Source organism: Brevibacillus sp. FW306-2-1A-C05A (assembly GCF_058781555.1).
This window is the reverse complement of the sequence record NZ_JBYSWV010000005.1, coordinates 124,003-146,173: the sequence shown is the minus strand read 5'-3', so window position 1 is coordinate 146,173 and position 22,171 is coordinate 124,003. Positions and strand designations below refer to the sequence as shown.

21 protein-coding genes and 1 pseudogene are annotated in these 22,171 nt (G+C 55.4%); 1 reads left to right on the top strand and 21 read right to left on the bottom strand.

Features of this window, described 5'->3' with window-relative positions; all coding sequences use genetic code 11:
* Positions 1-71: 71 nt before the first annotated feature.
* From AC3WJN_RS06665 to AC3WJN_RS06635, 7 genes are all read right to left on the bottom strand, one after another.
* Positions 72-479, bottom strand: coding sequence for a DUF4183 domain-containing protein (locus AC3WJN_RS06665; protein ID WP_005832517.1), 408 nt, complete (start codon positions 477-479; stop codon positions 72-74).
* A 230-nt stretch (positions 480-709) separates the two neighbouring features.
* The gene (locus AC3WJN_RS06660) at positions 710-994 is read right to left on the bottom strand and encodes a DUF4183 domain-containing protein (RefSeq protein ID WP_005832515.1); all 285 of its coding nucleotides are present in this window, start codon (positions 992-994) and stop codon (positions 710-712) included.
* A 391-nt stretch (positions 995-1,385) separates the two neighbouring features.
* On the bottom strand, positions 1,386-1,805 hold the full coding sequence (locus tag AC3WJN_RS06655; protein ID WP_025847136.1) for an immunity 22 family protein: 420 nt from the start codon (positions 1,803-1,805) through the stop codon (positions 1,386-1,388).
* Positions 1,802-2,218 carry a hypothetical protein gene (locus AC3WJN_RS06650; RefSeq protein WP_235694727.1) on the bottom strand — a complete coding sequence of 139 codons (417 nt, stop codon included), beginning with the start codon at positions 2,216-2,218 and terminating at the stop codon, positions 1,802-1,804. The genes AC3WJN_RS06655 and AC3WJN_RS06650 overlap by 4 nt, the downstream gene beginning before the upstream one ends.
* Positions 2,167-2,790: an SMI1/KNR4 family protein gene (locus AC3WJN_RS06645; protein ID WP_448791780.1), complete on the bottom strand. Its 624-nt coding sequence runs from the start codon at positions 2,788-2,790 to the stop codon at positions 2,167-2,169. Before AC3WJN_RS06645 ends, AC3WJN_RS06650 begins: the two co-directional genes overlap by 52 nt.
* Positions 2,791-3,068: 278 nt before the next feature.
* Positions 3,069-3,635 (bottom strand): GNAT family N-acetyltransferase, encoded by a 567-nt coding sequence (locus AC3WJN_RS06640; RefSeq protein ID WP_007782270.1) that lies wholly within the window; start codon positions 3,633-3,635, stop codon positions 3,069-3,071.
* 205 nt (positions 3,636-3,840) lie between these two features.
* Positions 3,841-4,905: an HD-GYP domain-containing protein gene (locus AC3WJN_RS06635; protein ID WP_005832511.1), complete on the bottom strand. Its 1,065-nt coding sequence runs from the start codon at positions 4,903-4,905 to the stop codon at positions 3,841-3,843.
* Between the two features lie 170 nt (positions 4,906-5,075).
* Here AC3WJN_RS06635 and AC3WJN_RS06630 point away from each other — a divergent pair.
* Positions 5,076-5,387, top strand: a pseudogene (locus AC3WJN_RS06630) (Mov34/MPN/PAD-1 family protein); the annotation flags it as partial.
* Between the two features lie 91 nt (positions 5,388-5,478).
* On the opposite strand, the gene AC3WJN_RS06625 reads toward AC3WJN_RS06630, so the two are convergent.
* From AC3WJN_RS06625 to AC3WJN_RS06560, 14 genes are all read right to left on the bottom strand, one after another.
* The gene (locus AC3WJN_RS06625) at positions 5,479-7,308 is read right to left on the bottom strand and encodes a peptidoglycan D,D-transpeptidase FtsI family protein (protein ID WP_007782278.1); all 1,830 of its coding nucleotides are present in this window, start codon (positions 7,306-7,308) and stop codon (positions 5,479-5,481) included.
* Positions 7,309-7,428: 120 nt separating this feature from the next.
* A complete protein-coding gene (udk, locus tag AC3WJN_RS06620) occupies positions 7,429-8,070 on the bottom strand; it encodes a uridine kinase (protein ID WP_005832508.1) in 642 nt (213 codons plus the stop codon).
* A 42-nt stretch (positions 8,071-8,112) separates the two neighbouring features.
* Complete coding sequence (locus AC3WJN_RS06615) at positions 8,113-8,757, bottom strand: O-methyltransferase (RefSeq protein WP_221843234.1); 645 nt, start codon at positions 8,755-8,757, stop codon at positions 8,113-8,115.
* Positions 8,758-8,828: 71 nt separating this feature from the next.
* Positions 8,829-9,929: an endolytic transglycosylase MltG gene (mltG, locus tag AC3WJN_RS06610; protein ID WP_025847111.1), complete on the bottom strand. Its 1,101-nt coding sequence runs from the start codon at positions 9,927-9,929 to the stop codon at positions 8,829-8,831.
* 188 nt (positions 9,930-10,117) lie between these two features.
* Positions 10,118-11,455, bottom strand: a complete 1,338-nt coding sequence (locus tag AC3WJN_RS06605) for a GntP family permease (RefSeq protein ID WP_005832501.1) — start codon at positions 11,453-11,455, stop codon at positions 10,118-10,120.
* Between the two features lie 12 nt (positions 11,456-11,467).
* Positions 11,468-12,661: an iron-containing alcohol dehydrogenase gene (locus AC3WJN_RS06600; RefSeq protein ID WP_007782289.1), complete on the bottom strand. Its 1,194-nt coding sequence runs from the start codon at positions 12,659-12,661 to the stop codon at positions 11,468-11,470.
* Between the two features lie 65 nt (positions 12,662-12,726).
* Positions 12,727-14,187 carry a CoA-acylating methylmalonate-semialdehyde dehydrogenase gene (locus tag AC3WJN_RS06595; protein ID WP_005832498.1) on the bottom strand — a complete coding sequence of 487 codons (1,461 nt, stop codon included), beginning with the start codon at positions 14,185-14,187 and terminating at the stop codon, positions 12,727-12,729.
* Positions 14,188-14,212: 25 nt separating this feature from the next.
* Positions 14,213-15,112, bottom strand: a complete 900-nt coding sequence (locus AC3WJN_RS06590) for an NAD(P)-dependent oxidoreductase (protein ID WP_007782293.1) — start codon at positions 15,110-15,112, stop codon at positions 14,213-14,215.
* Between the two features lie 281 nt (positions 15,113-15,393).
* A complete protein-coding gene (locus tag AC3WJN_RS06585) occupies positions 15,394-16,851 on the bottom strand; it encodes a sigma-54 interaction domain-containing protein (RefSeq protein WP_007782297.1) in 1,458 nt (485 codons plus the stop codon).
* Positions 16,852-16,937: 86 nt separating this feature from the next.
* Entirely contained in the window at positions 16,938-17,228 is a 291-nt protein-coding gene (locus AC3WJN_RS06580; RefSeq protein WP_005832492.1) for a DUF1292 domain-containing protein, read from the bottom strand.
* 6 nt (positions 17,229-17,234) lie between these two features.
* Positions 17,235-17,651 (bottom strand): Holliday junction resolvase RuvX, encoded by a 417-nt coding sequence (gene ruvX, locus AC3WJN_RS06575; RefSeq protein ID WP_007782299.1) that lies wholly within the window; start codon positions 17,649-17,651, stop codon positions 17,235-17,237.
* Positions 17,652-17,660: 9 nt separating this feature from the next.
* Positions 17,661-17,921 carry an IreB family regulatory phosphoprotein gene (locus AC3WJN_RS06570; RefSeq protein ID WP_005832489.1) on the bottom strand — a complete coding sequence of 87 codons (261 nt, stop codon included), beginning with the start codon at positions 17,919-17,921 and terminating at the stop codon, positions 17,661-17,663.
* Between the two features lie 121 nt (positions 17,922-18,042).
* On the bottom strand, positions 18,043-20,691 hold the full coding sequence (gene alaS / locus AC3WJN_RS06565; RefSeq protein ID WP_005832487.1) for an alanine--tRNA ligase: 2,649 nt from the start codon (positions 20,689-20,691) through the stop codon (positions 18,043-18,045).
* A gap of 323 nt (positions 20,692-21,014) precedes the next feature.
* Complete coding sequence (locus AC3WJN_RS06560; RefSeq protein ID WP_007782304.1) at positions 21,015-22,079, bottom strand: AI-2E family transporter; 1,065 nt, start codon at positions 22,077-22,079, stop codon at positions 21,015-21,017.
* Between the last annotated feature and the right edge of the window lie 92 nt (positions 22,080-22,171).

Genomic DNA, 22,171 nt, shown 5'->3' with positions numbered 1-22,171 from the left:
TTTTTGGTTGTGAAGTTGAAAATGTCATTCAGAATAATTTGACAATAGATGGATTCATTTTTTATGCAACGCTAATGAATTTGGATAAACTGCAAAATAATCGGGACGCCTTGGGAGGGTACCTCGCTCAGAACCAGCAGCCCGTTTTGCACGACATAGCTGTTGGGCGGTTGCAAAATCCCGTTGATGAACAAATTGACGATCGAAACCGACTGCTGTCCGAGAATCCCTGAGGTGCTGAGCTGTGGCACGGCATCCGCGTCGGTGTACACATTTTTTTGTCCATCGGAAAACGTCGTGTATTGATAAATCGTGGTGGTCAGCAGTCCTGGCGTGCACGGACACGGCGGGCAAGGGGGGCAGGTAGGGCACGGCTGTCCCGGAAAAATGTCTGGACATCCCAAAGGCATGAGCTGATAGCGCACATTTAGGGAGTACGTCCGATTGGCGGCGCTGCACTGGATGTTTCTTTGCTGCAAAACTTTTCCCTCCTCTCTATACGAATGATGCGTGCGTTTTTGCGGCTGCCGGTTCACCTCCAAAGCTTTCCATGCGTAACTCGGCTAAGCTGTTTTTGGTCCAACGAGAACGGGCAAAAAAGGAGCGTGCGCCACTTCTCCCCCCCATGTCAGACAGTCTGGCGACGGAACGAGAGTACCCCAGGCATGTACAATCGCCTGGGGCTTCCCGTTTGAGTGGATCTCTTGTTTTAGTTGACGACGAATTCAACCAAGACAGGTGTCCCCGCATTCTCAGCGTCGCCATCCGGGATCGTGATAGTGGTTGTGCTGATGGTGGACGTGTTTCCTGGCTGCAGGACGCCGTTGATGTAGAGATTGTAGAAGGCAAAGGTACTTGGGAATGCAGTAGCCGCAGTACCCGCATCTGTACTGAACTCGGTTGCTGCAATCGCAAAAGTGGCTCCTGTACCTGTTCCGGCTCCCATCGTCGAGGTGAAGCGCAGAGACGTCATAAATGGTTTGATGATTGGCATGCACACCAACTCCTCATGTAAAGTACGTAAGGAAAAAACCTTACAATACATATCAAATGAACGAATCTGCGTTCCCGAAACGGACAAACATCATCTGGGAGGACGTATATTTTATCGGTTTCGAACCTGCACACCGTGTATTTATCTGCGTTGCCAGAACAACGCAGCCAGACGGAATGAGCCCTATTCGAAACAAAAGATAATCTAGGCTCCTTCTTGCTAGAAAAGTGCCCCCTCTTGCCTTGCTGCCCTTTCGGCACCTCTCTTCAATAGAAGAAAGGCAATAGCGCGTCTGTTCCCAAGCGTTAGCCTTCTGCTTCCCCTTTATGACTCAACCTCTCCCCAGCTTGAAAAATAGAAAAAGCGCCCGCACTCAGCCGGACGCCCCTGCTCATTCCTCATATTCGATTGTCGCCAACAGCTCCACAAGCCCATCGCCTACGTGCTGCTCACCCGTCAGCGCAAACAAAGCTTCATTCACAGTCCCGTAGTTGGTCACTTGCCCGTAGAGCAAAATAACTGTCGGAAAACGGGCAATCTCCCCGGACAGGTTCGGCGGAATTTTTTCGGCAAAACTCTCCCCGGCGGATATGCACTCGCGCTGCAAATAAGCCAAAAACGCTGCCCGCTCCTCTACCTGCGCCACCGCGTGCACCTCGAAAAAATCTTCGTCAACCCAATCCAGCCCTGCGGCGGCCATAAATCCGGACGGGATCACGTCCCCGTCCTCCGTGTACTCAGGCTGCAGGAAAGACTGCAGCTCTTCGTCCGTCTGCAAGGTCGTTCCCCAAATCGCAACGACATGCTTCATTCCCCGTTCCCCTCCTGCCCGACATGATCTGCCTCCACTCCCGGCCTCTTCGTCCAACTCCGCAAGAACGAGCGGCAGCCCTTCTGCTTCCGGCAGGGCAGGCACGCTGCGGTCAAATAAGCCCGCTGGCTGCCAGACACGAGCTTTTCTCCTTCCTGCGGCTGCCACAGCGAACGAACCCAGCCCGCAGCATTGGCTCCCTGCGTTTCCGCCAAAAGCTCGCACCATGGCTCCCTTCCGGAAAAGGTCTTTTCCTGCGCGATTTTCGTCACCCATGCTTGCAAAATGCTGTCCGGCGCATACTGGCGAAACGCCACCCGGACGCGTTCGTCCCCTGCTCCGTGCATCGCGGCGTATTCGATCAGCCAGGAAAAGTCAGTAGCCGCTTCTTCCAGCGAACGCTCTGCAGCCACCGCTTCCAGCTTTCTGCGTTGTGCACATCCAGGCCATCCGCTCCGGCAAACGGCTCGTAGTTCCAGCTCTCTGCCCCGATACACCCAAGCGCTGTCACCCGGTCGACAAATGCCGTGAAGCTTTGCCCGAGCAAAAGAAACTCGCCTGTCTCATGCCCCCAGGCATACACGGGCGGATCGTCTGCGCCAGCTCGCAAATCCAGCAGCAGCATGTCGCCATTGCCTCCTGTGTGGAAGCAAAGATACCGCTGCTCGTTGCTCGGGTCTTCCTCGTCGCCAAAATAAGGCCACTCGAAGCCGTCCAGGCTCCAGCCGAGATCCCCGCTGAGGGAAAAAGGCTCGCCCGTTCTCGCTGGCAACGACCAGCCAACCTGGACGCGACTCGTCCCCGCAAGCAAAATCCGGCGAATGGCCGCAGGCAACCTGATCCCCAGCCGCGCTTCCGCCTCTGCGACTTGCTCTGGCACAGCAGGCGGCCCGATGATGAGCGGCCAAATACGCGCCCCTTGTCTTTCCATGTCCGTCATAAGCGTTTTCCACGCGTGAACCCACTTTTCCATCTGCTCGCGCATTCAGGCAGCTCCTTTTTTGTCCATGCTTGACTTGACCTGCTTTTTCTTATTGTTACGAATGTAGCCGTCGATTTTCAACCTTCCAAAGAAACAATTTCAACCAAATTTTCCACGCTAACATGCTCAAAACTTGGCTGACAGCATGCTGACCGTACCTGTCGTCCCCAACCGCCACTTACCAATCACTCCAGCCGCTCCATCTCCCCATGCCACCGCACACCCGCATGCAAAAAAACGTTTCCTTCGAATCGGAAACGTTTTTCCTACACCGCTACGATCTATACCGGCACTAATACGCTTTTAACCATATGGCGGAATTGATGTCCGCTCACCATTACCGTCCCGTCCTGGCGATAGCCCAATGCTTCGTAGAGCTGGCGCGCACGCGGATTTTCCTCGTCCACCAAAAGGGCGATGCGGTCATGGCGGCGCTGGATTGCCTCCTGCTCGAACGCTGCCAGCAGCTTTTTGCCGATCCCTCTGCCCCTCTTGTCCGAGCGCACCGCTATCGAATCGAGGTAAAACTCATCGTCGCGCGCTTCCTTGACCAGCGCGGGAGCTACGCCCGTCCGCTTTTGGACAAACTCGACAAACGGCCGATCGAGCGCTTCGGTCTGGCTGCCATGATAAAACAGCGCCAGTCCCATTGGCTCGTCTCCTTCCATGGCAATGACGGCATTTTCGTAGCTGAGCCGATTTTGTTGCTGCGCGAAAAACTGCGCCATCAGCGAAATGGCCTCGTCAGCCTCCGTCGCTCCCGTCAAGGTGTACGCGATATCTCCAATGGCTTCATAAATCAGCGGTGCCGCAAATGCTGCATCTCTCGGTTCCGCTTTACGTATCATGGTACTCTCTCCTTGCGTGTACTGTACGTGTCCATGCGCCGTCCCCTAAACAGACGGCTGCGAAAGGCGACCCGTTTTTTTGCTGGCCAAAGCCAACATCAGTCTCATTGTGGCACACTTTGCGCCCAAGGTCGAGCTACCCGCACAACTGTCACAAATTGGCAACAAAGAAACCGCTCTCACATAGAGAGCGGTCTGTCTACGCCTACCCGATCATTTTTTCAATCGTCAGCTTGCGCTCGTAACGCAAATCGAGAAACTCGCCGCTGCGCCGCACCAATGGCCGCATCGGCTCGTCCTGGTGAATCAGAATTACTTCGACCTCTTCCCCGCTGCTCAGGCGCGCCCTCGCCCCGACGTACAGCAAAGCGATGTAGCGCACAAAAACCGAGACCACCTCAATGTTCAACAGCCCGTTGCAAGCTTCCTTCCACAGAAGCTGCGCCGCCTCGAACGGAGAAGTTCTGCCTTTGTAGACCCGGTCGGAGCAAATCGCGTCGAACATGTCGGCGATCGCCAAAACCTGGCACTCCAGCGGTATTTCGTCGCCTTTTCGCTGTTCAGGATACCCGGAGCCATCCAGCCGCTCGTGGTGAAGCAGCGCGCAGAGCGCCAGCTTCTCTGAGCCGCCTTCCATCTTGCGAATCATGTCGTAGCCGTAAGTCGTGTGCTTTTTCATGATCGCAAATTCTTCCTCTGTCAGCTTGTCCGGCTTGAGCAGCACTTCCTTGGGAATGCGCATTTTTCCCACGTCATGCAAAAATCCTGCGTTCCCCATAAACGTCACCTGCTGCTCGTCCCACTTCAACAGCCGGGCGATCAGCGAACACAGAATACCTACGTTCAACGAATGCCGATATGTATAACTGTCCGCCCCTTCCAACACGTACAGGGAACGAAACAGTCCCAGATGCTTCGTCGATTTTTCCAGCACATTCGCAAAAATTTGCGAAAACTGCTCCAGACTGCCCACCTTGTCCTGCTGCAGTTGATCGAAAAGCAGCCGCGTCTGGTCCAAGGCTTGTACGTAAGCGGCGACAGTCTCCGCGTCAGCCTCCAACTGGAATAATTGTGTAGAAACCTGCTCCCCCGTTCCTTCCGTCCAGGTTTGCACGACCGCAACCTCTCGCACTCGCTGTTTCAGAAGAATATGTACATGTGCAGCCGTAATCGTCGTATTCTTTCCCAGCAGCAAAACTCCGCTGTTGGAGTAAAGATCCTCTGCTAATACTTGCCCAATCAGTTTGTGATCGACGGGTGCCGTAGGCATACAATCAACCTTTCCAGTCATGTATTTTCCTAAATTATAGAAAGGAAGGGGAAGAGTTACAATCTTTTTTTCGACAATTGTCATGATTTCGCGAGCGGGACGTTCTGCTTGCGCCGCACATACGATATAGAGCGAATGCTAGCGGTGATTTCAAGGAGGGAACGCGTTTCATGACGACACTGTACATCACGCCAAAGGCATGGAAACAGATCGAACAGACTGTACGAAAAAAACCCTCGCTGGAAACAGGAGGGATCATGATGGGATATCCGCTCGGGGATGAAAAGTGGGTCGTGACGTTTGCCAGCGACCCGGGGCCAAATGCGATTCATCAGCCGCACTCGATCTTTTTCGATGATGACTACTTGAAAAGGCTCGTCCGCAAGCTGAGCCGAAACCGCCAGTGGCAGTACATCGGCGATTGGCATAGCCACACGATCAAGCGGCTGTCCCCGAGCAAAGGGGACAAACGAACCATCTGGGCAAAAGCTTCGCAATCCGTGTACATGTCTTCCTCCCCGCTGATGCTGATTGTCGGGCTTGGCAAGCGCAATCAGCTTCAGGCGCGCGGGTTCATTCTCGGGAATACCCTGCGCGAAGTTGGGAAGATCGAGCTGTATAATCGGCAAGCTCATCGACAGCCCGGCGAAAAAGCTCCATCGCCTGGTTCTTCCCCCAGCTTGGCTGGTTCTCTGCTACGACACAGATCGCATAGCGCTGCTCCTCCAAAGGAGCGTAGCCGACAAACCAAAGGTGATTTTTGGAATCGCTTGTACTCCCTGTCTGGGCGGTCCCGCTCTTCCCGGCAACCTGCCAGGAAGAATCCAGCAGTATTTGGCCGGTCCCATCTGTAACGACCTTGCGCATCATTTTGCGTAGCTTGCTCGCTGTCACATAGTCGATTCCGGCGGCAGAGAGCTTCTGCTCCGGAAACTGGTAGAACGGCTGTCCGTTTCGATAAGCAATTTCCTTGACCAGACGTACCTGCGCGGGTTGGCCGCCGCGCAGGATCGTCACCATCATGTTCGCCGCCTGCAGCGGAGTAATCCGCACATCGCGCTGGCCGATTGCGCTCTGGATCAAGACGCCCTCGTCGCTGTAGGAGACATCCTTCGCAAACACACGGCCGCTTTCTTCGCCATCGAGCTGCTTGAATCCATCCAGCTTGAACAGATGCGCAGTTGCATGCCCCACCTGAGCGGTCAAGCCCAGTCTCCGGGCGTACTCCTCCAGCTTTTCTGAGCCGACTCTTTTCGCAATTTCCGCAAAAGCGATGTTGCACGACTCGGCGTAAGCCTCCTCCATCGTGACGCTGCCGTGCCCCTCCTTTTTCCAGCAGGAAAAATGGTACTTGCCGTACTCGCCCGTACACGTAAACCGCTCCGTAGGGGAAATCACGCCTTCCGCCAAGGCGGCAGCGGCTACCACCGTCTTGAAGACAGAGCCTGGCGGCAACTGCTTGAACGCCCTGTTTTTCCACTCGCCGGCTTGGCCGCCTACATTCGTCTGGTCGTAGCTTGGCCGGCTGACAGCGGCGAGAATATCGGCGTTTTGCGCATCCAGGACGACGACGCTGCCTTCCCGCAGGCCGACCTGATCTGCCGCCGCCTCCATTCGCCGCTGAATGTCCACATCGAGCGTGGTCGACAGCGAAAGCGGGTAATATTGATTGCTAGGCTTCGTATAGCGAATGTCCAGTCCGCGCAGCGGCTTGCCCTGGCCGTCGACGTAGTAGGACAAGACCGACGGCTCCACTCCTTGCAAAAAGCGGTCAAAGCTTCTTTCCAGCCCGGATGCGCCAACGGTAGATTCCGCATTCATTTTGCCGCTCGCCCATTCGTCCGGGTAGAGCGTCTCGACCATGCCAGGATTTTTGTGAATGAAGCCGATCAGATGCTTGGCCACTTCGTCTGTGCGGTAGCGCTCCGTCACCGCCAATGCTACTACACCGGGAATCGCAAGCGCGTTGATTTCGTCTGCCTGCTTTTGGGTAAGCTCGATCAGCTTGCCTGTTTCGCTGCGCAGAAGCAGCGGGACCTTTGCTTTTTCCATCGTCTCGGACAGCCGTTCTTTTGGCTGGCCTGTAATTTCCGCCAGCCTGGCAAGCCCTTCTGTCCCTTCCAGGCTGCCGCGGGCAAGCGGAAACAAAATCAGGGCGAGATGCTCTACGCCTGTAAACGCATAGCCGCCGCGATCCAAAATATCTCCGCGGCCGCTGTGCAGCACAAAGCTTTGCTGCCGTTGCTTCACCGAAGCTTTCACCAAGTCGATTCCGCGCCGGGAAAAGCGATGGGGCGCGCCGAGCTGTATCCACCACAGCCGGGCAATCAGCCCTACCCAGAGTAGCGTCATCGCCATCAACACGAGAAAATGCCGTCGTTTGATCCGTCGATCAAGCTGCATGCCGTTTCCCTCCCCGCCCTTTTTTTCCCAGTATTGCCGGAATCGCCGGGCGAGAAACTTTTCCATGCAAAAAACACACTGCAACTGGCAGTGTGCTTTCGTTCAAAACCGGATTGGATGCTACAGCCTGGCTGGCTGCTGTTTTTCCAACAGGATGTTTTTGATTTTCGTCGACAAAAGATCGAGTGCCACGCGGTTGTATCCGCCCTCGGGAATGATGACATCCGCATAGCGCTTGGTCGGCTCGATGAACTGCAGGTGCATCGGACGCACAACATTCAAATATTGATTGACCACAGAATCCAGCGAACGGCCGCGCTCCTCGATATCGCGCACGATCCGGCGAACGATGCGCACATCCGCATCCGTGTCGACAAACACCTTGATATCCATAAGATTGCGAATCCGCTCGTCTTCTAAAATCAGCATCCCTTCGAGAATGATGACGTCCTTCGGGTCTACCTGGATTTGCTCGCTCTTGCGGTTGTGCACCTTGAAATCGTAAATCGGCTTTTGGATCGCCCGTCCTTGCAGCAGTTCCTGCAAGTGGTGCAAAAGCAGATCGTTGTCAAATGCAAGCGGATGGTCGTAATTCGTCAAGGCGCGCTCTTCTATACTCAGATGGCTCTGATCCTTGTAGTACGAATCTTGCTCGATCATCGTCACGCTATCGTTGCGGAACTGGTGATACAGCTCCTTTGCCACCGTGGTCTTTCCCGAACCACTGCCTCCTGCTACCCCAATCAATACGGGGTTACCCATGCCACATGTCCCCTTCCTCATGCTGCTTCTAACGAAATCACCCTACGGCTGCATGCGTTTCTTCAAGCTGACAGCCAGTCCGTCCCCTACTGGTATGAACGTCGTCTCCAAATCCTGCCGCTCTGCCAAATGCGCGTTGAAGGCGAGCAGCTTGTCCACCATCGGCCGTTGTCTTTTGCCTGCCTCGTCTGGCGTCGCCACCAATCCGCGGAACAGGACGTTGTCGCTGATGACAAGTCCCCCCTCCCGGAGCAGGGGCAAGTACAAATCGAGAAACGCCCGATACTGTCCTTTGGCCGCGTCGATAAACAGGCAGTCAAACTGATAGGAATCAGGCAGTCCAAGCGTCGCGTCGCGCGACAGGATTTCAACCCGGTCCGCGCAGCCCGCTTCCGCTACATTGGCCCGTGCCCGCGCCAGGCGTTCTTCATCTATGTCCATCGTGACAATCCGCGCCTGTGGTGCTGCTTCGGCAAGCCAAATGGTCGAATAGCCGATCGCTGTACCTACCTCCAAAATCGATTGGGGGCGATGCAGCAAAAGCAGCATTCTCATCACCTGAGCGGAAGCAAGCTGAACGATCGGAATATTTTCTTCGGCAGCTTCCTGTTCCAGTCGCGCCAGAAGCGGCGATCGCGCCGGAACCAGGCCCGACACGTAGTCGTCGATTGCGGGATTGGTTATCATGATTTCACTCCTCTTTCGTTACAACCGCATTATTATAGCATACCTCGCCAAAAAGAACAGAGGAAACCTGGTTAGTTTCCCCTGCTTTTTGCATCATTTGCGTTGTGCTCAGAAAGTGTTTTGGAGAAGTAATGCTCCGAGGTTCCGTCTTTTTTCGTGACGTAGAAAAAGTAGTCGTGCTGTGCGGGATTGACAACCGCTTCCAGTGAGGCTCTGCCCGGATTGGCAATCGGTCCCGGCGGCAAGCCCGGGTTCAGGTACGTGTTGTACGGGCTTTTCACCTTCAAATCTTCATACGTCAGCCGATCGCGTTGCTTGCCCAAAATAAACTGCACGGTGGCGTCGGCCTGCAGCGGCCATTTATCGCGGATGCGGTTGTAGTACACGCCGGCGACGAGCGGCCGCTCCTTGTCTACCGTCACTTCCCGTTCCACGATGGAAGCGAGGCTGACCGCCTCATCGAGCGTCAGTCCGCGCTGTTTGAGCTGCTCTGTCCACTGCGGCTGCCATACTTTCTCGAATTGGGCCAGCATCCGCGAGACGACTTCATGCGCAGTGGCGTCCTTGTCCACCTCGTACGTCTCCGGGAACAAATACCCTTCGAGACGGTGCTTGCGATCCTTGTTTTTCGGAATCTGCGCCACAAATTCGTACTCCGGAAATTCTCCTTCGTTCACTTCTTTCAGAAAAGCTGCTTTCTCGACAATGCCTTCCTTGTCCAGATGTTCGGCAATCTGCTCAATGTTCCAGCCTTCCGGGATGGTAAAACGCGCTGCGTTCACTACCGTTTTTCCCTCTGCCATCGCCGTGAGCATATCGTCAATGGCTTGTCCTGTTGTAAACTGGTACTCGCCTGCCTTCAGTTGCGGGGCCACGCCTTTGTACTTCACGTAGTACTGGAACAGATCGGCATTGCGGATCAGCCCTTGCTCTTCCAGCAATCTGCCGATTTCCCGCACGGAAGAACCAGTGGGAATCGTCACGTTTTTGGCCGTTTGCGGTCCGTCTACGGGTTGCAGTCCTTCGTACACATACCACGCTGCTCCCCCGGCAGCCACGATGGCGATGAGAAACAAGGCTACCAGCCACATGACAATCCGGCCGCCTCTCCTGCGCCGGTACGCAGCAGGTCTGTCTGATCTGAAATCAGGCTTCGCTGACATTGGTTTCAAGCTAGAAATCCTCCCTTTAGGGTCTCTTCTCTCCATCCTGTCTATTATACAAGAGCTGTCATTCGCTGTCACTGCATACGGTTTTTTGGCGAAAAAAGACAAAAGATCAGGAATGGTAGCGAAAACTCTCCACTCAAAAAAAGCGCTGCCCGGTAGCAGCGCTTGCAGCACACTTTTGAACTTTTCTCTCAAGTAAACATCATGTACAAAACGATAGCCAGGCAAAGGACGGCAAACGGGATGACGACACTCAACACAAAAATCGGTCGATAGGCCCGCTGATGGGTTTCATGGCAGACCGCGCGCACAGTCGTCACGATGTATCCGTTATGCGGCAGCGAGTCGAGAGCGCCGGAAGCGAGCGCAGAGATGCGATGCATGGCTCCCGGGTCCAGACCTTGGCTCATGTAGATCGGCGCCAAAATCGGCAGGGCGATGCCCAAGCCACCGGAGGCAGAGCCTGTGATCGCGGCAATCAGCGTGACAGACAGGCCCAGACTCACGTATTCCAGGCCCTCCAGCCCCACGAGCGTATCCACAATCGCGCTAAAAGCAGGGACCTTCGCCGCCACAGCTCCGAAGCCGACGACCGCGCACGTATTGGCCGTGGCGATCAGGGCGTTTTCTGTCCCTTTGGCAAACATCGCCCAGTAATGTCTCGCGTATTTGTTCATCAGCACAAGCCCGGCGAATATCCCGATCAAAAGCGCGATCAAAACGGCGGAAGTAGTGGAAATGTAAGAGGACAATAGGTTGAGCGCTGCGACAACGAGGACGAGCGGAGCTATTGCCAGCAAAATAGGCGGCAGCTTCGTCTCGGCTGCTTCTGCGGCGGTCGCCGCGACTTCCTCGTTTGCCGAGCCGGCTGCTTTCGGGTCGTACGTATATCCGAAGCCTTCGCCGCTTTTCACCGCTTTCGCAACGGCGCGGCTCAAGTAAAGCCCGCCAGACACCATCAGCAACAGCGCCATCGCGACGCCGATCCAGCCGCCCGCCCCAGGCGTCGTCCCGAAAAACTGGGTCGGAATCAAGTTTTGAATTTCCGGCGAGCCGGGGGACGTCATCGTGAACGTAATCGAGCCGAAGACGAGCGCGGCGGGAATGAACCGATGCGGAAGGTCGGCTTCCTTGAACAAGGCTACCGCAATCGGATAGACAGAAAAGGCGACGATAAATACGCTGACGCCCCCATACGTCATGATCGCGCACGCCGCCACGACAGCGAAAACGGCCCGACCCGCTCCGAGCTTTCGCCGTACCCAGTCGGCGATCGCTTTCGCTGCCTGCGTGTCCTCCATCACTTTTCCGAAAACAGCGCCGAGCAGAAACGTCAAAAACCACGATTTAAAAAAGCCCGTGAACCCGTCCATGTAATGGGTCGACATCGCTTCTTCCAGTCCCAGCCCGCCGCTTGCCGCCACCACGGCAGCGCACACGATGGCCGCGACGATGATGTTGATGCCGCGCATCGTCAAAAAGATGAGCAGACCTAATCCAATTATCAAGCCGAAAAAGCTGAGCAGCATGCCCTCATCTCCTCACGCATTTTGTAGCTTGCCGCGAAAATCGTAGTCATAGGCAATGTGATACAGCCGGACAATCTCCTCAACTGTAGGAATTTTCGGATTATTACCCGGACTTCCGCTCGCCAAAGCGTCCACAGCCATCTTGGGCGCGGCCTTCTGGAAGGCCTGCTGGTCAATTCCCCAATGGCGCAAGCTCGGAATGTGCAAATCGAGGCACAAGCTCTTGATCTCTTCGATTGTCGCTTCTGCCGCCTGCTCGTCAGAAAGCGCTTTGATTTCCGGCTGCATCAGCCTTCCGATTTCGGCGAGCCTGCCCACTGCCGCCTCTTTTGTATAGGCCAGCACGGCAGGCAAGAGCATCGCGTTTGAGATGCCGTGCGGGACGTGGAAAACGGCTCCGATCGGCCGGGACATGCCGTGCACGAGCGCGACAGACGCATTGGAAAAGGCGGCGCCAGCCAGCATCGAGGCAAACGCCATCTTGTCCCGGGCCTCGAAGTCCGCTCCGTCTTCGTACGCGCGCCGCAAATGGGTGGCGATCAGCTCAATCGCCGTCCTTGCCCATATGTCGGTAGCTGGCTGGGCGCGCCGGGAGAGGTAGGCTTCAATCGCATGGCAGAGGGCATCAATTCCTGTCGCTGCCGTAACATTCGGCGGGCAGGACACGCTCAACAGCGGATCGACAATCGCCGCGTGCGGCAGCAGCGCGGGGTCTGCGAGCATCATTTTCACCTGGCGGGCCGTATCGGTAATGACGGTCATTTTCGTCACTTCCGAGCCTGTGCCTGCGGTCGTCGGCACGGCAATCAGCGGCAGCGGCTTATTGACAACCGTTTTGGCTTTGGCGACGTACTCCGCGATCTGCCCTTCATTGGTCATCAGCAAAGCGACTGCTTTTGCCGTATCGAGGCAGCTCCCGCCCCCTACGGCCACAATCACGTCGCACCGTTCGTCCCGGCAGAGGGCCAGCGCTTCCGCGAGATGAATGTCCGTCGGCTCTGAATCCACTTTCGCATAGGTGACGCAAACGAGGCCCTGCGCCTGCAAGTGCTCTTCGCAGGCAGCTACATTGCCCACCTTTTCCATCACCGGATCGCTAATCAACAATGCTTTTTGCCCCAGTCGCCGCGCTTCCTGGCCGACCTCGGCAAAGCTTCCTTGCCCGTAGACGATGCGCTGCGGCATCAACAGTTCATGAAACGCCATGACGGCTCCCTCCTTGAATGGGGGCAAACGCTGCGCTCGCCCCCTGATCCGTTTCTTTAGACAAATCAGAACCAGCGGGCGGTCACCGTTTTTTTGCGGGTGAAAAACTGGACGCCATCTGTTCCGTTCGTGCCCAAATCCCCGTAAAACGACGCTTTGTTGCCAGCAAAGGTGAAAAACGCCATCGGCGCAGGCACGTTGACATTCACGCCAATCATGCCGGCATCAATATTTTCGCGGAAATGGCGCACGTTTTCGCCAGAGGTGGTGTAGAGTACGGCTCCATTGGCAAAATTCGATTTGTTCGCCAGCTCGATCGCTTCATCCAGGCTTTTCACCCGGACGATGCTCAAGACCGGGGCAAAGATTTCGTCCTGCCAAATCTTCATCTCCGGCGTGACCCCTTCAAAAATGGTCGCCCCGAGGTAGTAGCCGTCCGGCAGCTCCTGCATCACGCTTCTGCCATCAAGCAGCAGGCTTGCTTCTTGCTCTTCGCCGCTCTCGATATAGCTGAGCGCCCGCTTGCGGTGCGAATCGCGAATGAGCGGAGCGATAAAAGCCGATTCGTCCAGCGTATCGCCTGCCAAAAGCTGCTTCGCCTCCTCTACGAGACGGGCGATAAACGCATCGGCAATATCCTCCATGACACACACGACAGAAGTTGCCATGCATCGCTCTCCGGCACTGCCAAAAGCCCCGTTGATGATTCCTTGCACGGTTTTCTCCAGGTGGCAGTCGGACATGACTACCGCGTGATTTTTCGCCCCGGCGAGAGCCTGGACCCGCTTGCCATTGGCTGCTCCGGTTTTGTAGACGTACTCCGCCACTGGCTGGGAGCCGACGAAAGAAATCGCTTTGATGGCGGGATGCTCCAAAATGCCGTTGACGACGTCGTGGGCGCCGTGCACCATGTTCAGCACCCCTTTTGGCAGACCTGCTTCCATCATCAGCTCTACCAGCTTTTCAGCCAAAAGCGGCGTGCGCTCGGACGGCTTCAGCACAAAGGTGTTGCCGCATGCGAGAGCGAGCGGGAACATCCACAGCGGAATCATCATCGGGAAGTTGAACGGCGTAATGCCAGCCACTACCCCAAGCGGGTAACGGTACGTGACCCCTTCGATGCCCGTGGCAATTTCCGGCAGCGCCTGCCCCATCATCAGCGTAGGAGTCGCGGTAGCCACTTCCAGCGCCTCAATGCCGCGCTGCACCTCTCCGCGCGAGTCTTTGATGTTTTTGCCGTTTTCTTTCGTAATGATGACCGCCAACTCTTCGGCGTGCTCCACCAGCAACTGATGGTAGCGGTACAAAATGCGCGTGCGGTTGGGCACAGGCGTTTTTCGCCACCAGGTGTACGCTTCCTCCGCCGCCTTCACCGCCGCCTCCAGGTCTTCGCGGGAAGACAGGGGGACTTCGGCAATCACTTGCCCCGTGGCCGGATTGATAACCGCTTCGAAGCGATCGGAGCTGGACGGAATCCACTCGCCGTTAATAAAGTTGCGGATGCGTTTGACCGCTGTTGTCGTCATGAAAAACTCTCCTCTCCGTAAATGGTTACGATTGAACCGCGCTTTGCGACTGGCAGATGTAGGCGTACAGGGCAGCCATATCCTGCTCGCCAAAGCCGGCTTCCTGCGACTGCTCGTAAATCGCGAGCAGCTCGGCCGTGATCGGCAAGGACAGGCCGGACTGCTGCGCCATCTCCTGGGCGATCCGCAAGTCTTTCAGCAGCAAATTCAACGAGAAATGGGGCGCGAAATCGTTGGGGGCAATGAAGCTTTTGTAATTGCGCTCGTAGATGCGACTCTGCCCGTAGCTGACATTCAAAATGTCAAACAGCAGGTCGAGGTCGAGGCCCATCTGCTTTGCCAGCGCCACCCCTTCGCTGACCGCAGACGTGTAAAAGCCGATCAGCAAATTGTTGATGAGTTTGACCGCCGTGCCGCTGTCCACTCGTTCCCCGACGTGAAAAATATTTTGGCCGAGCGCCATAAAAACCGGATAGACGCTGTCGTACAGCTCCTTCGGGCCGCCGACCATAATCGTCAACGTCCTGTTTTTCGCCCCGACAACCCCGCCGCTGACAGGGGCGGCCAAATACCCGATTCCCTTTGCCTGGCTCGCCCGTGCCAGCCGCTCGTTCAACTGGGGCGTTACTGTGCTCGTATCGACTACAGTCTGTCCGGCCCGCGCATGTTCCAGGATGCCGTCCAGGCCTGTAAAAACGCTTTCAACAATGTCCGGCGAAGGCAGGCTGGTGAGAATGACGTCTGTTTTTTGCACGACCTCCTCGACCGTCAAGCCCGTCTTTCCGCCGACGGCTGCAAATTCCAGCTCCGCCTTCGCATTGACGTCGAAGCCGTACACTTCATAGCCCGCTTGTACCAAATTGGTCGCCATGGGCATTCCCATATTGCCAAGACCGATGATGCCGATTACAGGTGTATCCGCCATATGCTTCCCCCTCTGTCATTTGTTCGCGCTGGCAGCGGTTGCGAAAAGTTTCCTTGACGAAGCTGGCATTCCCAAGCCTGAAGCCGCCGAAAGTCCCCGCTTCCCCCGGAGCGCAAGCGCTGCCTTTTGACTATCGTTATCTAGCACATTGCATGCCAGCAGACGATGATGTTGCCGCGCCGCTTCTTTTTTGAGTCTGACTGTTCAGAAAATACAAAAAGTGTCCAGACATTACACAACGATTGTCTAGACACTTTTTTCAGCGACCGCCTGCTTACCGCTTAACCCAGTTGATACTTGTTCAGCTTGTTGTACAGCGTCGCCCGGGATATGCCGAGCTTTTTCGCTGTCTTGGACTTGTTGCCGTTCATTTCCTGCAGTACTTCGAGGATGCGCTTTTTTTCATCCTGCTGGCCGCGCTTGACCGAGACAGGCTGCTTCCATGACGCGCTTGGCTCCTGCTCGCCACGCCAAGCCCCTTTGCCGAAAAAAACTTCCGGCAAATCACTCGTCCGGATGCGATCGTCCTCGGACAAGGTGACGAGCCGCTCGACCGTATTGACCAGCTCGCGGATGTTGCCCGGCCAGTCGTAGTTCATCAGCAAAGACATCGCTTCCTTGTCGATGTCTTTTGCCGGCATGTTGTTTTTCTGGCTGATCGCTTGCAGTTGGGCGGCGATCAACAGCGGGATATCTGTCCTTCTTTGTGCCAGCGGCGGAATGTGAATCGGAATGACGTTCAGGCGGTAGTACAAGTCTTTGCGGAACGTCCCCTCCCGCACCATTTCCTCCAGGGAGCGATGGGTAGCCGCCACCAGGCGAAAATCGACAGGTATGCTCTTCGTTCCCCCGACCCGCTCTACTTCCCGCTCTTGCAGCACGCGCAAAATTTTCGCCTGCATGTGCAGCGGCATGTCCCCGATCTCGTCGAGAAACAGCGTCCCTTTGTTCGCCAGCTCGAATTTGCCTGGCTTTCCGTCTTTTCGCGAGCCGGTAAATGCGCCTTCTTCATAGCCGAACAGCTCCGATTCGAGCAAATTTTCCGGTATAGAGGCGCAATTGACACTCACGAGCGGTCCGTTTTGAAACGGGCTTAAATAATGAATCGCTTTGGCAAACAGCTCCTTGCCCACACCGCTCTCTCCGGTCAACAAAATCGTAGCGGACGTTTGTGCGGCGCGGCGGGCGATTTTTTTCGCCTCGGCAATCGACTCGCTTTCTCCGATGATCTGGTCAAAGGTGACTTTGTTGCTTTTCGGCTTCGGCGATTCGAACACGATCCGGTTGTCGCCGATTTTCTCGTGCAAGATTTGCATGCGCTCAAAAATTTTGTACAGCTCCGACACGCCTTCAAAAATCAGCATGCCGACTGCGCCGATGACCTTGTTGTCCTTCCAGATCGGGATGCGGTGTACGACCATGTCCTGGCCGAGCAGCCGATGCGCCTGGTTTCGCTCCGGTATCCCTGTTTGCAGCACGACCGGCAAACGCGTATTTTCGATCACTTCCTCCACATAACGCCCGACGACATCTTCTTTGCGCACACTGATAAAGCGGCAGTACGCATCGTTCATCATTCGTATGTAGCCGCGCTCGTCCACGATCGTAATGCCTTCGTACGCGGTATCGAAGCAAACTTTGAACCATTCGATTGAATTTTCAAGCTCTTTCAACCGTTTTTCGGCTTCCTTGTACTTTTCCCAAATCAGTTCGGAGCCGGATGCGCCCGTGATTTCCATTTCGCTTTCTCCTATCTGTTTGTTTTCGTCTACAAAACAGTTATTTTGATAGGAAAAAGAGAGGGCATGCGCCCCCTCTCCAAATATTAAATCCCGTCTTTCTCCAAATCAGCAATCAACGTTTCGAAGGTCGCTTCTACTTGCTCCCACTCTTCATCGTCTTCGATTGGCTGGAGCATGTCCGTACCGTCGTAGCGCAGGAAGTGAACCTCGTACTCTTCTTCTTCCTCCTGATCGACCGGAACGAGCACCAGGTAGCTGCGGTCCTCGATATCAAAAATGTACATGATCCGAAAATCGCGCGGCTCCTCCGTTCCCTCTTCTGTCAGGGCAATCACGTCGCCTACTTCGAATTCTTCCATCATCTCTTCACTCACTTTGGGTCACCTCGATTTCGCGTCCAAAAATCCTTGCAGGATCAATGTGGCCGCCATTTTGTCTATTACTGTCTTGCGCTTTTGACGGCTGACATCCGCAGAGATCAGCATGCGCTCCGCTGCCATCGTCGTCAATCGCTCGTCCCACATGTGGACAGGAAGAGATGTCCGTTCCTCCAAAAGCTTGCCGAATGCCTGGCACATCTCGGCGCGCGGGCCGATTGTGCCATTCATGTTTTTCGGCAATCCTACTACGAAAGCACCTACTTGATAGTGCGCTACCAATTCCTGGATGCGGGCCAAATCTTTTTCCTTTGATTGCCGCTTGATCGTTTCCACCCCTTGGGCGGTCCACCCCAGCTCATCGCTGACCGCGATGCCAATCGTCTTGTCGCCTACATCCAATCCCATCAATCTCGTCATGTTCAAGGTCTACTTGCGCTCGGACAAGTAAACGGTCACCAACTCTTCTATGATTTTGTCCCGTTCCAGTTTGCCAATCAGGCTGCGCGCGTTGTTGTGGCGAGGGATAAACGCCGGGTCGCCAGAAAGCAAGTAACCGACGATCTGGGTGATCGGGTTGTATCCTTTTTCCTGCAGGGCTTTGTACACCTCTGTCAATGTTGCCTGCACATCCGCCGTATTCGCTTCCTTGGGCACCGTGAATTTCATGGTATTATCCAACGAACTCACAATCAACACCTCGATTTCCTTCAAGACTTAAAGGTTGTATGGACTTTTCGCTTCCTTACTGTATTCGACTCGGATGCAACCTACTCCTTGTCGATTTTGCAAATTTCTTGGCGGGAATCGGCTATTTCGCTACGGCCTGGCTTTTGACCAGCTCCGCGACCGCATCCAATGCCTCTTGCAGCTTGGAAGGATCTTTTCCGCCCGCCTGCGCCATGTCAGGACGACCGCCGCCGCCGCCGCCGCAACGGGTTGCCACTTCCTTGATGATTTTTCCGGCGTGGATGCCTTGATCCATCAGGTCTTTGGTGACGCCAGCCACGAGATTGACCTTCTCGCCATCGACGGAGCCGAGCACGATCACTGCGGAGCCGAGCTTGTTTTTCAGCTCGTCCACCATGCCGCGCAGGTTGTCCATGTCAGAAGCCGATACGCGGGTAGCGAGCACGTTCATGCCGTCTACTTGCTTCAGTTGATCGGTCAGGGATGCCGCTTCGATGTTGCCCAGTTTGGCACGCAACGATTCGTTTTCACGCTGAACCTCTTTCAGTTGCTGCTGCAAGCTCTCCACGCGCGCAGGCGCTTCTGCCAGCACAGGTGCTTTCAGTGCGTGAGCCACTTCTTTGAGCGTCGTGAACTGCTGGTTCAAGAACTGGTAAGCCCCGCGTCCGGTCACAGCTTCGATCCGTCGCGTACCCGCGCCGATGCCGCTTTCGCTGACCAGCTTGAACAGTCCGATTTCGGCCGTGTTATTGACATGGCATCCGCCGCAAAGCTCCAGGCTGTAGTCGCCGACTTTGACCACGCGCACGATGTCGCCGTATTTTTCGCCAAACAGCGCCATGGCGCCCATTGCTTTGGCTTCCGCCAGCGGCTTGTTGGAAATTTCGACAGCCAGGTTTTCCCACACTTTTTCGTTGACGATCGCCTCGATGCGCTCCAGCTCTTCCGGCGTGATCGCGCTGATGTGCGTGAAGTCAAAGCGCAAGCGCTCCGGTGCCACGAGGGAACCTGCCTGATTGACGTGCGTGCCCAATACGTCTTTGAGCGCCTGGTGCAGCAAGTGTGTCGCTGTATGGTTTTTCGTAATCGCCAGGCGAGCTTCGCGGTTTACTTCCGCGCGAACAGTGTCGCCTTTGCGCAGTGTGCCTGCTTCGATGATGACAGAGTGAACGTTTTGGCCCTTTGGCCCTTTTTGCACGTCGGTTACGCGCGCTTTGACAGAATCGGAGAGCAAGTACCCTTCGTCGTTGATCTGACCGCCGCTTTCCGCGTAGAATGGCGTCTGGTCGAGAATGACCTGTACCGTTTGGCCTTCTTCTGCTTCGTCAGCCAACTGGTTGTCCAAAATAATCGCTTCTACTTTTCCTGTTGCTACCAATTCAGTATAACCAACAAACTCGCTTGTAACCGTCAATTCGGACAACGGCCCCCCCTGGATTTGCATGCTGTCTACGTCCTGACGGGCTGCACGCGCACGTTCGCGCTGCTCCTCCATCGCTTGCTCGAAGCCGTCGCGATCCACTGTCAGACCTTGCTCGTTCGCGAAGTCCTCTGTCAGATCGACCGGGAAGCCGTATGTGTCGTACATTTTGAACACATCTTGACCGGACAGTTGCGATTGGCCGCTTTCTTTTGCCGCCTTCACCATCTCGGACAGGATCGCCAGTCCGTCGTTCAGCGTCTCGTGGAAGCGCTCTTCCTCCGCACGGATCACTTTTTCAATGAACTCGCGCTTTTGCACAACTTCCGGGTAAAATTCGCCCATCATTTTGCCGACTGTTTCGGTCAGGCTGTACAGAAACGGCTTCTCCACACCGAGCTTTTTGCCCATGCGCACAGCGCGGCGCAACAGACGGCGGATGACGTAGCCGCGGCCTTCGTTGGAAGGAAGCGCTCCGTCCCCGATCGCGAACACGACCGTGCGCGCGTGGTCCGCAATGACTTTCAGCGCTACGTCCAGCTCTGGGCTTGTCTTGTACTTCACGCCGGAGATCGCGCTCGTTTGCTCGATCAGCGGGAACAACAGGTCTGTTTCGAAGTTGTTGTCCACGCCCTGGAGAATGGAGGCCATCCGCTCCAGCCCCATGCCGGTGTCGATGTTTTTCTTAGGCAGCGGCGTGTAGGTGCCGTCCGGGTTGTGGTTGAACTGGGAGAACACCAGGTTCCACACTTCGAGGTAACGCTCGTTTTCGCCGCCCGGATACAGCTCCGGATCGTTCGGATCGTTGCCGAACTCCTCTCCGCGGTCGTAGAAAATTTCCGTATTCGGACCGCTCGGACCTTCCCCGATGTCCCAGAAGTTGCCTTCCAGACGGATGATGCGCTCTTCCGGAATGCCGATTTTTTTGTTCCACAGCTCAAACGCTTCTTCGTCTTCCGGGTGAATGGTGACGGAGAGCCGCTCCGGATCAAAGCCGATCCATTTCGGGCTGGTCAAAAACTCCCATGCCCACTCAATCGCTTCTGCCTTGAAGTAGTCGCCGATAGAGAAGTTGCCCAGCATTTCGAAGAACGTATGGTGGCGAGCCGTGCGGCCAACGTTTTCAATATCGTTGGTACGGATTGATTTTTGCGAATTGGTGATGCGCGGATTGTCTGGAATGATGCGGCCGTCAAAATACTTTTTGAGCGTCGCCACGCCGCTGTTGATCCACAAGAGGGACGGGTCGTCGATTGGAACAAGCGGAGCACTCGGCTCGATGCGATGTCCTTTTTCTACAAAAAAATCAAGGAACATCTGGCGGATTTGATTGCCTGTCAGCTTCTTCATCTGCATTCTCCTCTGTTAAGAAAAATAAATAAAAAAGCTCCCATCCCCTCAGGGACGAGAACTGTTTTTTCTCGCGGTACCACCCTGCTTACAGACTCCATTGCAGGCCAAAAGGCGCGGACAGTCTGTCGCTTTTGGGCATGTAACGGTGCCAACCCGCCGGTTTTTGCCCGGTCTTAGGAGTAGCCTTCCGTTGCACTTCTTCTGAGCGCCCTCTCAACCGTGGAGCACCCTCTCTGTAGAAGGTCTGCAACGTACTCGTTCCCTCATTGATCTCACTTGTACTCATTTGTTCGTATTATAAATTTTTTTCCTGATCCATGTCAACTTTCATGCATCATGACGGCGATTCGACTGATGACCACCTTGCATACAGCGAGCACAGGCACCGCCACGATCAGGCCGATAATGCCCCCGAGCGTCTCCCCGACCAGCAGCGCCACAATGATCGTCAGCGGATGCAGTTGCAAGGAGCGTCCGACGATGTTGGGCGACAGGATGTTTCCTTCCACCACCTGTATGACGAGGTTGACGACGATGACGAACAGCAGCATTTTCGTCGAGATCGTCAAGGCGACGACCATCGCAGGCGCAGCGCCGATCAATGGCCCGATGTAAGGAATGATGTTCGTCAGGCACACGACTGCGGCGAGCACGAACGGATACGGCATGCCGATCAGCCAATAGCCGAGGTAAGCCAGCACGCCGACGACCAGGGCCACGATCATCTGCCCGTGTATGTAATTTCCGAGCGATTCGTTGATGTCCCGCAAGACGACCAGCACCTGCTTGCGGTACGACTTGGGCACGATCGACATGCCCGTCTCATGCAGCGCCTTCATGTCTTTTAAAAAATAGAAGGCGATAAACGGAACGATGGCGAAGGCGAACAGCTTGCCAAGCGAATTGCGCGCGTTGTTGACGAGCTTGGTCACAGAGTGGGACATCCCTTCCTGCGACTGGATAATCACCCGGTCGACCCCGTGCGAGATGCTGTCCGGCAAAAAGTATTTGTGCGCCTCCCACTCGCTCATCCACGTGTAGTACCAATCCATCAGCCGGGGCAAGTCGTCGGACAGCTCCACAAGCTGATTGGTGAAAACGGGGATGGCGTTGATGACAGCGACCGTGATGACCAGCACAAACGATGCGTAAATAAGCAGAACGGCCATCAGCCGTGGGACTCTCCTTTTTTCCAGCAGCACGACAATCGGGTGCAGCAAATACGCAATGACCAGGCCCAGGATGATGGGAATCAGCACTTCCTCCAAAAGAGCAAAAAGCTGGGCAAGGACCGGGCGAAGCATCCACAGCAGGTTGCCGATGACGAGCAGCGCGATCAGCCAAAGCGCAGCAGCAAACAGACGGCTTCGGCGCAGTTCATCCACGAAGGACACCTCCTCTCCATTTCCATTAGGGTGTGTTCTTCGCACAAAAATCATGTAACCTATTGACACCCGGAATACGCCGCAGTAGTATG

What these genes read in the sequence shown, in the direction of transcription:
- AC3WJN_RS06595 (WP_005832498.1), bottom strand. Translation starts at nt 14,187, where the DNA reads ATGACGACAACAGCGGTCAAACGCATCCGCAACTTTATTAACGGCGAG.
- AC3WJN_RS06615 (WP_221843234.1), bottom strand. Translation starts at nt 8,757, where the DNA reads ATGATAACCAATCCCGCAATCGACGACTACGTGTCGGGCCTGGTTCCG.
- AC3WJN_RS06635 (WP_005832511.1), bottom strand. Translation starts at nt 4,905, where the DNA reads ATGCCTACGGCACCCGTCGATCACAAACTGATTGGGCAAGTATTAGCA.
- AC3WJN_RS06625 (WP_007782278.1), bottom strand. Translation starts at nt 7,308, where the DNA reads ATGCAGCTTGATCGACGGATCAAACGACGGCATTTTCTCGTGTTGATG.
- AC3WJN_RS06645 (WP_448791780.1), bottom strand. Translation starts at nt 2,790, where the DNA reads ATGCGCGAGCAGATGGAAAAGTGGGTTCACGCGTGGAAAACGCTTATG.
- AC3WJN_RS06585 (WP_007782297.1), bottom strand. Translation starts at nt 16,851, where the DNA reads ATGGAAATCACGGGCGCATCCGGCTCCGAACTGATTTGGGAAAAGTAC.
- AC3WJN_RS06660 (WP_005832515.1), bottom strand. Translation starts at nt 994, where the DNA reads ATGCCAATCATCAAACCATTTATGACGTCTCTGCGCTTCACCTCGACG.
- AC3WJN_RS06655 (WP_025847136.1), bottom strand. Translation starts at nt 1,805, where the DNA reads ATGAAGCATGTCGTTGCGATTTGGGGAACGACCTTGCAGACGGACGAA.
- udk (WP_005832508.1), bottom strand. Translation starts at nt 8,070, where the DNA reads ATGGGTAACCCCGTATTGATTGGGGTAGCAGGAGGCAGTGGTTCGGGA.
- ruvX (WP_007782299.1), bottom strand. Translation starts at nt 17,651, where the DNA reads ATGACGAGATTGATGGGATTGGATGTAGGCGACAAGACGATTGGCATC.
- AC3WJN_RS06605 (WP_005832501.1), bottom strand. Translation starts at nt 11,455, where the DNA reads ATGCTGCTCAGCTTTTTCGGCTTGATAATTGGATTAGGTCTGCTCATC.
- AC3WJN_RS06600 (WP_007782289.1), bottom strand. Translation starts at nt 12,661, where the DNA reads ATGGCGTTTCATGAACTGTTGATGCCGCAGCGCATCGTCTACGGGCAA.
- alaS (WP_005832487.1), bottom strand. Translation starts at nt 20,691, where the DNA reads ATGAAGAAGCTGACAGGCAATCAAATCCGCCAGATGTTCCTTGATTTT.
- AC3WJN_RS06590 (WP_007782293.1), bottom strand. Translation starts at nt 15,112, where the DNA reads ATGGCGGATACACCTGTAATCGGCATCATCGGTCTTGGCAATATGGGA.
- AC3WJN_RS06640 (WP_007782270.1), bottom strand. Translation starts at nt 3,635, where the DNA reads ATGATACGTAAAGCGGAACCGAGAGATGCAGCATTTGCGGCACCGCTG.